The sequence below is a fragment of the Pseudomonas sp. P4_D7 genome, assembly GCF_056401755.1.
In genome coordinates this window covers 1-9,766 of sequence record NZ_JBFUIR010000082.1, presented here as the reverse complement: position 1 = coordinate 9,766, position 9,766 = coordinate 1, and the positions used below count along the sequence as shown (strand labels likewise).

Genomic DNA, 9,766 nt, shown 5'->3' with positions numbered 1-9,766 from the left:
TCCTTGCCCGGCAGACCCAGGTCGAGCAACACCAGGTCGACCGAGCCATCAGCCAGTGCCGCCGCGCCGTGGCGGCCGTCGGTAAGCCAGGTCACCGCGTAGGATTGCTGCTCGAGCGCGTGCTTGATCGCTTCGCCCAGCTCGGCGTCGTCTTCCAACAGGAGGAGGTGCATGGCGGGGGTGCGGGCTCGGTATCGGGGGGGACGAAGACAGGATGATCCCCGGAAAGGCTTTTCCCAAGCTTTTGYCTCTGCGCCGTGGCGCGGCGTGAACTCCCTGCCGTTCCGAGTACGACCTTGCGGGGCTCTACCTCGCGCTCGCCTGGCCGTGATGAGCGGTCATTGCCAACGCGTCCGCCTACCACGAGAGGGGGTACCCGATAGCCTCACGATGGGTCGCGCGATCGAAGGCACGGTAAAGCCGATGTGGTCAACGTCCCTCAGGGTCGGAATGCTCATGCTTCGCTCCGTTCAGTGGCCATGGCCTGCGCACCCTGCCGGGCGTTACTGCGGTAAATCAACACGAGCGCCACGGCGAGCAGGATCATGGCCACATAGCGCGAACCGCTCAGCGGGATGACCGGGTTGTTCAACCAGCCAAAGTTGTCGATCAGAAGGCTCATCAGAAGCTGGCCACTGATCACCGACACCGTGGCGGCAGCCGTGCCAACGCGAGGCATCGCAAACACGATGACCAGCATGTACACCACGCCGAAGAACGCACCGGTCACCTGCCAACGCGGTGCCGTTAACAGCGTCAGCGCGTGCTGGGGTTCAAACAGGAAGGCGTACAGGAAGCTGAGCATGGCGCCCAGGGTGAAAGTCAGCCAGGCGCTTTCGAGCACGCCCACGTGCGAACCGAGGCGGCCGTTGATGGCCGACTGCGCGCACAGGATGGCGCCACTGGCGACCACCAGCACGATCATGAGAATAAGCATGGGAGGTCCTTAATGGATCGGCCTTAATGGATCAGCCAGAGGGCGACGAGGATGGCGATCAGAGCAGTCATGCGATAGCCGTCGACCTCACGCCTGGCACTGCCCAGCCAGCTGAAGTGATCGATGACCAGACTGGCGGCAACCTGGCCGAACAGGATGCCGACCATCGTCAGGCCCACGCCGACGAACGGGGTGGCGATAGTGAGCGCTGCAACGTAGATAGGGCCGAGCACGCCACCGGTGAGCAACCAGCGCGGCTGCGAGAACATCAGCGCGAGACGCGGGCGACCGAAGACGAGGCCGAAGGTCAGCAGCAAGGAGCCCAGGGCGAAGATGCCGACGACGGCCCAGGCKTGGCCGACCTCTTCGCCCAGGGGGCCCAGGAGGCCCGCCTCGACCGACAACCCCATTCCAGCAGCGACGACCAGCGGGATTAACCAGATGTGTTTCATGCGTTGAGTTCCACCAAGACATGGGCAAAGGTGAAGCAGTGCCCATCTGGGAACAATTAGGCCAAACTTGAATACATCATTGCCTGCAGGACAACTCGATGCAGCTCAACTCCTTACGCTACTTCGCCATGGTCGCGGCGACGGGCAGTTTCATCGCGACCGCGCGCCACTTCCGGGTTCCCGCCTCGTCCGTCTCCCGGCATATCGCGGCCCTGGAAAAAGAGGTGGGCCAGCAACTGCTTTACCGGCATACCCGGGCCGTGCGTCTCACCGACGCGGGTGAGCGCTATTACCTCACGGTGCGGGAAGCCCTCGATCTGCTGGACATGGCGGCGGAACAGGCGGCCGATAAGGACGCCAGTCCGAAAGGCCTGGTGCGGATCAATGCCCCGGTCGCCCTGGGTCGCTTGCACATCGCGCCGGTCGTGAACGAGCTCCTGAAGGCGTATCCCGACCTATCGGTCCAGCTCACCCTCACCGACGCCTTCATCGATCCGGTGCAGGAAGGAGCCGACATCACGGTTCGTGTCGGACACCTTGAGAGTTCTGGCCTGATCGCCCGCGACGTGGGACCGCAGCGCTACATCATTTGCGCGAGCAAGGACTATCTGGACGCCCACGGGGTGCCTGGGGCCCCCGTCGACCTCGCCCGGCACAACTGTCTGGTGTATCGCGGCTACAGGGGCGCGCAGCGTTGGTATTTCCGCAAACCGGGCGATACGCGATACGAAGGGTTCGACGTCAACGGCAGCTTCCAGAGCAACAACGCGGAAACGCTCGTCTCCGCCGCGGAAGCGTCATTGGGAATCGTGCTGTTCCCGACGTGGCTGTTTCAGCCAGGCAGCTTCAGGAAGGGCCGCCTGGTGAAAATACTGCCCGACTGGGAGGGCTCGGTAGAAGCGGAGCCACCCGGCATTCACCTGGTGTCCCCGGAAAATCGATCGCGATCGAGAAAGGTAAGGGTCGTGAGGGACTTCCTGCTCGAACACATCGGCACTCCGCCCTACTGGGATCGCGTCTGAACCGGATCGATGGCACCCACGCTGACATGCCCACTCCAGTCCTCGAACACATCAGCCGCTTTGCTGTCGACGAACTTGACGACGACGGCCGAAGGAGGACACGAGGCGGCCAAGGCGCTGATCGCGCTGGCGTCCATGCTTCCTGAGCCACCATTGGCGCTCGCGTCCCTCACACCGGCCATGCAATACGTACCGGTCGCTGCCGGGCCGACCAAACGGCGGACGCCATCACGGTAGCGCTCTTCAGCGCGCGGCGCGGCGACGGCATCGGCGTAGGTCTTCTTCAGCGAGGCGAAATAGTCATCCGACTTCGCGATCTCCGCAGGGCTCAACTGAGCCTTCAGCTCGTCGTAAGGAGCCTGGAACCGGGGCGTATGCCGCTCCGATGCCAACGCGAACCAGGCCAGGGCGAGTGGTCGATTGACCGGTTGCTGGTCTCCGTTGAGAGCCATGACGCCGAGGACATATTGCGCAGGCTTGCTGGCCCAGCTAGCCGCTTCCTTGAAGAACTTATCCGCGTAGCGGTGCTTGTTCTCGCCGTAGCTCTGGGTGGCAAGGCAATAGAAATAATCACCCGGCACGAATTTCTCCATGCCCGAGATGCATCTCGTGCTGGCGAGCTGTTCGTTACTCGGTGTTGCGGTCGGCTCTTGCGCATCCTGCGCCTTGAGCGCTGGCGCACCGAGGCACAACAGAAGGGTGAGGACGCTCGCGCTGACGCTATCCAGAAAACCGCTTCGGCGTGACTGACGCATCGTGTATCTCTCCGTGATTCCGCGAGAGTCTACCTGCAGAAATATCTCAGGAGAACGGTGTAAACGTACGAACAGATCGCACAAGCTTGCGGAATCGAGGCGTCCATACTCTGGAAACGAATGCAGTCGCTGACGTGTACTGCGCAATGAGGACGACGTCGTTCTTGCACGCCTACAGACAACCGTAAGTTGATTTGATACGGTCCTAACCGTTGCCCGCGTCGTCGACTCAAACGCCTCGCGGACAACCATCGCTTCACGCGGTGAAGAATCGCGAGCCAGAGGTGCTACAACACCGCTGGCCCGCTAACCAAACCAACTGAAAGGAAGTTGATATGGCTGCGCCACATCATACGGCACCTGCTCGCCCGCCGAATCCCCTCGGCGGCACACCCACCGGTTACCGAGCCGCCTGCCTACGTCGCAGACACGCTTGAAGAACCGCGGCGGCGACCGTTTCTTTCAGAATCTTCTTGGCTGTCCTACCCGGCACGTAGCCTCACGGACTGCTGAAACGACCGACGTCGCGCTCCACTTCTTCAAAGCAAACCCCTCGCGCCCGATCATGGGCCGCCAGTGAACCCGCAGGTCCGTTTGGGCCGCGGCACGCCGTGCCTGCATGGCGTGCCGCACCCGAAGGGATGACGGTGAACCTAAGGAGAGAAGGCAATGGCTTCATCGAACAGTTACAAGGTAGATGGCCGCATCACCTACCACGTCGATCCCGAAACGACAGCGCACGACCTGATGAACGCGGCCACAGAGTGGCTTCAATATGCACGTGGTCTTGCCGGTCTGTTGGCCGACCTCGTGCACGAGGCCGATACGGTCGACTGCCAGCACATGGCGCTTGGATTGGAAGCAATCGGCGCAATTACCCAGATGGGCGTCCAATGTACGGCTCAGTGACGTCGTCCCATCCTTGGCGATGAAGAGCGCGGTGCGGCCATCACTGAAACGCACGACCGCGCTCCGAGGCTGCGCGCCCGTATCCGGATAGAGATGTGTGTCGAGCGTGGTTACCCACGTACCCATGTCACGGCTGTTGTAGCTGCGCACAAAGCGAAGCTCGCCGTCCTGGTCGGCGTAGTCCGTCTCGGACTCGAAAACATTTCCGTTCGCCGGACTCACCGGATCACCACAGGATACGAAGCCGACGCTGATAGGGTTGCCCGGATCCCCGAGCTCTCTACGGTCTTGTTCCTTGTCGGGCGATTCGCAGTTGCCCGTTAGCGGGTTGTAAACTTGATCCGCCGTGCAGCCGTCGCCAAACCGTGTAACCGAGTAGCCGTGAGTGAAACCGTCGCCATTCTTAGAATCGGTCCACGAAACATTGCAGGTCCAGCCTTCAAACTTCGGCGGGACCGAGTACGCGAGTGTTGGGGGTGCGTACGGCAACGGCGTGTCCATGTCAGCCGGAGCTGCATGTTTGGCGATGTCCGTGGCATAAATGACCCGGCATGCGGCGTCGGCCGATGGGTAATGCGCGGCCGCAGGATCATCCGTGGTGCTGTCGATGAGGTAGTAGTACTCCTCAGCCATTGCTCCGGCGCTGAAGGTCATAAGCAGCATTCCAAGCAGTAACTTCACGTTTGGCTCCGGTTTCTGTCGCGTCCATGGCCCGCTTCCCGGACCATCCCTGTCAAATCCAACTCAGTTTCGTACCGCCGATACAGTCGTTGCCGTGAGTCGACCCYGCGCGTCGTAGGTGTAGGTCATCACCCGGTCAGCAGTTGTCACGGTCTTGGGCCGAAAGCTCGTCCCGTCCCAGGTTGTGGTGGTCGTCCTTTCCTGGGGCGTCCCCTTCGCCTCGGTTTTTGCAGTGATGCGGCCCTGGGGGTCATAGGTGAATGCCGTTACGTGACCGAGAGCGTCGGTCTGCGTGGCAATCTGGCCCCGCCCGTCGTAGGTGAACGACGAATTGCTGATGGGGCAACCCAGCACGGGCTCACCGGTGACTGCAGTCATGCGTCGGGTGCCAGCGAGGACGGCATATTGGTATTTGACTGTGTGGCCCAGCGCATTGGTGACGGTCGTTGTGCTGTCATCAACGTAGCCAACAACTGTACGGTCCGCCCCACCGCTGTGCTCGCTGGAGACCGCCCTGCCCTGCGCGTCATACGACCATGTCGCAAACCGCACGCCACGCTCGTCAATGAGTCCTGTCAGCAGTCCCGGGTGGCTTGCGTCCTCGTACAGATACGAGCGGGACGTCACCTTGGCGCCAACGGTCCGGGTCGCCTTCATCAACCGCTGGGTTGGGGAGAAGGTGTAGGCCACCGACAAGCTCCCCGAAGTCATTTCCACGAGATTCCCGTTCTGGTCCTCGCTGTAAATCAACGTGTGGCCACGCGAGTCTTTGACGGTCGCCTGCGTGTTGAAACTGCTGTCGTAACCGTAGGTCAACGACTTCGTCAGGCCAGCGGCATCCCGGATGCTCATCAGCTGCCCCTGGGCATTGAAAGTCAGCGTTTCATTGTTTGGGGAGGAATAAACCCAGTTCCTGCCCGACTTGGCAAGGAGTCCCCGCTCTGCGGGTTCGCCGGTAGCCACACCGCCGGCAATGGAAAAGAGCGATGCGCGCCCGTCCTCAAACGTCAGCGTCGCTGACGAGTCCCCAACCGACAGGTAGGTTTCGTAGCTGTGACGCCAGAGGCCATCGACGCCGTTGAAGAATCGCCGGAACGCCAGTTCACCATCCTGGTCAACAAAGTCGGTTTCCAGTTCGAACTTGTTGCCAATGGCCGGATTGATGGGATTTCCCGCACAGTCATCCGGGTCGTTGTTCGTTTCATCATTCGGGTCGCCCATCTGGCGCCGCGCGTCGTACTCGCCTCGGGTTTCACACCGGCCGGCAACGATGTCCAGGACGAGGCGATCTGGGCACTGGGTCCCGTTTAGCGCGACGGAGTGAGGCAGTTGGTAAGCACTGTCCCCGATGAGCAGCTGCGTGATGCAGGTGTAGTAAAACGGCTTTTGGCCTTGCCGGTCATACGTGAGAGGGACATAAGGAAGCACGCTGGAGGTCGATGTGTTCCATGTCACCACATCCTCTGCATACCCAGCCCTGCACGCGGCGTCCGCTGTCGGATAGTGAACAGCGTCATCAGGCGCCGGAAAGTCTGTGACATCCAGCGAGAACCACACATCCTCGGCCTGGGCGATGCCCATCGTTTAGCACGAACAAAAACAGAATACCGATTACGGTCTTCATACCTTTCCCTGGCTGCCAATTGTGGGTTGCACGATGCTGCATCAGAGTCGTAGCAGATCGAGACCTGCGTCACATATTTACTGCCTCGACAGCAATGTCATGTCGGTGCCTTTTTTGTAGACACATTTGCGCCATGAATGCCGCACGCCGGCGCCGCTTCTGGTTGTCGGTGCGCGCCGACGAATGATGTAGGCGTGCGCTTACACAAATCCGTCAGCGACAATACTTCGCGGTCGTCGGCGCAACCCGAATCAATCTCCTGGTCTCAATGCACACTGAAAATGCCAGTGCCGGACGTGSACAGGGRATTTTTACCTGACGTGAGAGAGCCTTCGGTCTCCSGCTGCGACCTCGGTTATGCTTTGAGCTTTCCTACCCGGAGTTGGCAATGACACGRACATTCCGACTGGYASTGGCTRCCCTGATGATGACGACRGCCCCTGCYTTTGCGTCGTCCCCATCCAAACCRCCAGCGGCSCCAGCCGAGGTCAYGGCCGCCKCCCCTGCCGGCACGACCTTGCTGTCTTTTGCATCGAGCGGMGAGCAGTCCAATGCGGACGCCGTGGCGGTGTTCGAGACGGCTCCCGACAAGGACGACGTCCGCCACCGCACGCTGGTGATGTTTGGCAGGAAAGACGGGAARTTYGTCCCGGACTTTTCAAGYGRCAAGCTCATCGCCTGCTCGAAATGCAGCCAGTTCCATGATGACCAGTTCTACCCTGCGCATGTGAAGGTGTCGCCTGGGCACGYCCACATCGATCAGTTCGACTCGGGCGAGGCGCCTTCGCAGACGATGCTTGATTTCGTGCGGAAGAACGATGGCTGGCATGTGACGASCGCAACCCGGGAGACCTTCGCGGCTGGCGAAGGCGAGGGGRAGAACGAAAAGTTGTCGCTTCCGCCCTCAGGTCTTGCCAAAGACYTMGACGCAAAGTGGAGTGTGCCKGTATTCCTCAACACCATCGTCATCAACCACAAGAAGGGCGACAAGTTCTCCTTCCTGCACGGGGATGCCACGGTCGACGCGATGTGGAAAAGCCAGGCGGGTGATTGCAACARGCAAGACTGCACCRTYCTCGTCCAGCAACAAGACGGCTGTATCTCCCTCGTGCGAGACRCGTCGGGACGCCCGTTCGGTGCAGGAACGCCGGACCCCRAAGATGAAAAGGCCGCTTCGACCAAAGCGATGACCGCATGCAATGCAGCGGGAGGACAGGCGTGCAAGGAAGTSCGCACGGACTGTTCCACAGGAATTCGCTGAACTACCYTTGATGGCCGACAGGCCCCTGACATGGAGAGAATATGGACGTTGTTTCGGACAAGAAGGTAAACCGCCTGGTTACGACCTACGACACCACGCGAATCTACGAACTCGAAGACAAGACCTGGGTGTCGGCGCAGGATGGAACCGTGTCCTGGCGCAACAACAACCCCGGCAACCTGAAGCTGGAATTTGCCGGAAGTGAAAAAAATTCCCACGCCGTCCGAACCAAAGACGAAGCGCTGGAGACGGCMAAACAYACCTACAAGGGCGTGGTCGACCTCGACCAGCATGGCAACATCGTTTTCGAGAATTATGAAACCGGTCGCGCRGCCCAGCTGCAGCACATCCAAAAGCGTCATGGCGAACATACTGTCGACGAGCTTATCCGGGACTATTCGAAACCCGATTACAGTGGCCCGGTGCACTACGAGGCACAGGCCAACGACATCTACAAGGTCGCAGCTGCAGAAGGCCAGGACCTGCACGGCAAGAAGGTCAAGGACATGACAGCGGCCGAAACGAGTGCCCTGCTCGACGGCATCGCCCACTTTGAGTCATGGAAAGCCGGGACCGTCACGCCAACGCCCGTGATGTCGGAAGAACAAGTGGCTGCTCTGAAGGCCTCTCATCCGACCCACCACGCCGCACCCGCTCATGCAGCTTCAGGCCACGCCCACCCTGGTGTCTTGCGGGAAAAAGACCATGGTGCCGCCGTCGGCGCACTCCAGTCAGACCTTGCCGCCCTCGGCATCACGGCACGAGACGGCAGTGCCATCCATGCCGACCAGCACTTTGGCCCGCATACCAAAGAAGCTGTGGAAGCCTTCCAGACGGCGCACGGGCTCAAACCCGACGGGGTGGCAGGACCGGCAACGATGGCGGCCATCGGCGAGGCAAGGGGGCATGGACAGGCGACCACCCAAAGTGTCCCCACACTGCTCGATGTCCGCCATCCGGCCCACGGGATTTATGAGCAGGCCCACACCTGTGTGGCCCGCATTGACCAGGAGCAGGGCCGCGCGCCGGGACCGCACACACAGAACTTCGCCGGCTCCCTGACTTCAGCCGCCACGGCTGCGGGCTTCAGCCGCATTGACCATGTGGCGTTATCGGACGACGCCAACCGGGGCTATGCCATCCAGGGTGAGCTCAACTCCCCGTTCAAGAAGTTCGTGGAAGTCGACGTCATGCAGGCTGTCCAGACACCGCTGGCACAAAGCAGCCATGAAGCGGCAGCCAACGTGCAAAACAACACCCAGCAACAACAGCAGACACAGACCCAGCATCAGGTCCAGCAGCAAGTGGCGCCAGACGTCCAGCAAGCAGCCGGACCTTCGATGACAAGGTGAGAAGACGGGCGGGGCCGGCATCGCTGGTCCTGCCTTTCACCTAGGACGGTCAAGGTGGACCATGAGGGGCAATCTGCCGCAGCGGCCTTGCCCGAAAAACAGATGGCGACAGCATGGCGCAATGTCCAGCCGTCGCACATTCACCACTCAGAAACCGCGCTCCTTGTGGCGTGGGAATCTCCTCCTGGCGATGGCGATATTCATCATTGTCTTCGGCGCAATCGGTCTCACTTGCGCCCTGGTTTTTGGCTGACTTCAAACCGCGCACTGACCTTTGTGGAACAGGAAAGTCATCTTCCCGGACATTCCCCGAGCAGCCGCGCGGCAACCATAACGAGATAGCTCAACAGCGGCGCCCACTCGTCATGGTATTGCGCTTGCCGGAGACGAACGAGATAGCCGCACTGTGACATGGCCGACAGTTCATAGATGGGCAGGTAGGCGGGATCTGTGCGGTGGCGGTTGAGCGTCCAGTGGAACAGCAGCCGCCCGACCCGCCCGTTTCCGTCCATGAACGGGTGCAGGTTCATCAACGCCGTCATGGCGACCACAGCGGCAAAACCCGGACTCTGGTCAACGTGACCGGCCCAATGGTTCCACACGGCTTCCAGCTGGCCGGGGATGGCGCCTGGCGGCGGATAGACGATGCCCTCGCCTCTCCTGTCCGGCGCGGACCCCACGGCAGTKGTGCGAAAACCCGTGCTGCCTGGCATCAACGTCTGGTGCATCTGCAGCAGGAGGCGGACAAATCCCGCCGCCCCTTCTCCCAGCAC

General features: G+C 61.0%; 9 protein-coding genes. 3 read left to right on the top strand and 6 right to left on the bottom strand.

Features of this window, described 5'->3' with window-relative positions; all coding sequences use genetic code 11:
- Positions 1-454: 454 nt before the first annotated feature.
- Positions 455-937: a DMT family transporter gene (locus tag AC1DVF_RS27720; protein WP_477297737.1), complete on the bottom strand. Its 483-nt coding sequence runs from the start codon at positions 935-937 to the stop codon at positions 455-457.
- Positions 938-960: 23 nt separating this feature from the next.
- A complete protein-coding gene (locus AC1DVF_RS27715; RefSeq protein WP_477783482.1) occupies positions 961-1,389 on the bottom strand; it encodes a DMT family transporter in 429 nt (142 codons plus the stop codon).
- A gap of 98 nt (positions 1,390-1,487) precedes the next feature.
- On the opposite strand from AC1DVF_RS27715, the gene AC1DVF_RS27710 reads away from it, so the two are divergent.
- A complete protein-coding gene (locus AC1DVF_RS27710; RefSeq protein ID WP_477297734.1) occupies positions 1,488-2,411 on the top strand; it encodes a LysR family transcriptional regulator in 924 nt (307 codons plus the stop codon).
- On the opposite strand, the gene AC1DVF_RS27705 is transcribed toward AC1DVF_RS27710, so the two are convergent.
- The 3 genes from AC1DVF_RS27705 to AC1DVF_RS27695 all read right to left on the bottom strand — a co-directional run bounded on the left by AC1DVF_RS27705 (position 2,393) and on the right by AC1DVF_RS27695 (position 6,337).
- Positions 2,393-3,166: a hypothetical protein gene (locus AC1DVF_RS27705; RefSeq protein WP_477297733.1), complete on the bottom strand. Its 774-nt coding sequence runs from the start codon at positions 3,164-3,166 to the stop codon at positions 2,393-2,395. The two genes, AC1DVF_RS27710 and AC1DVF_RS27705, sit on opposite strands and share 19 nt — an antisense overlap.
- 675 nt (positions 3,167-3,841) lie before the next feature.
- On the bottom strand, positions 3,842-4,756 hold the full coding sequence (locus AC1DVF_RS27700) for a DUF6531 domain-containing protein (RefSeq protein ID WP_477297398.1): 915 nt from the start codon (positions 4,754-4,756) through the stop codon (positions 3,842-3,844).
- A gap of 63 nt (positions 4,757-4,819) precedes the next feature.
- Complete coding sequence (locus tag AC1DVF_RS27695; RefSeq protein ID WP_477783481.1) at positions 4,820-6,337, bottom strand: DUF6531 domain-containing protein; 1,518 nt, start codon at positions 6,335-6,337, stop codon at positions 4,820-4,822.
- Between the two features lie 431 nt (positions 6,338-6,768).
- Between AC1DVF_RS27695 and AC1DVF_RS27690 the strand changes: the two genes are divergently transcribed.
- Both AC1DVF_RS27690 and AC1DVF_RS27685 read left to right on the top strand, forming a co-directional pair.
- Positions 6,769-7,641, top strand: a complete 873-nt coding sequence (locus AC1DVF_RS27690) for a DUF4189 domain-containing protein (protein ID WP_477783480.1) — start codon at positions 6,769-6,771, stop codon at positions 7,639-7,641.
- Between the two features lie 41 nt (positions 7,642-7,682).
- The gene (locus tag AC1DVF_RS27685) at positions 7,683-8,993 is read left to right on the top strand and encodes an XVIPCD domain-containing protein (RefSeq protein ID WP_477783479.1); all 1,311 of its coding nucleotides are present in this window, start codon (positions 7,683-7,685) and stop codon (positions 8,991-8,993) included.
- Between the two features lie 290 nt (positions 8,994-9,283).
- Here AC1DVF_RS27685 and AC1DVF_RS27680 read toward each other — a convergent pair.
- The coding region (locus AC1DVF_RS27680; RefSeq protein WP_477783478.1) for a Fic family protein at positions 9,284-9,766 on the bottom strand (483 nt) is incomplete at its 5' end.

Bases quoted from the DNA above. Each gene is read 5' to 3' on its own strand.
- AC1DVF_RS27705 (WP_477297733.1), bottom strand. From the start codon at position 3,166: ATGCGTCAGTCACGCCGAAGCGGTTTTCTGGATAGCGTCAGCGCGAGC.
- AC1DVF_RS27710 (WP_477297734.1), top strand. From the start codon at position 1,488: ATGCAGCTCAACTCCTTACGCTACTTCGCCATGGTCGCGGCGACGGGC.
- AC1DVF_RS27720 (WP_477297737.1), bottom strand. From the start codon at position 937: ATGCTTATTCTCATGATCGTGCTGGTGGTCGCCAGTGGCGCCATCCTG.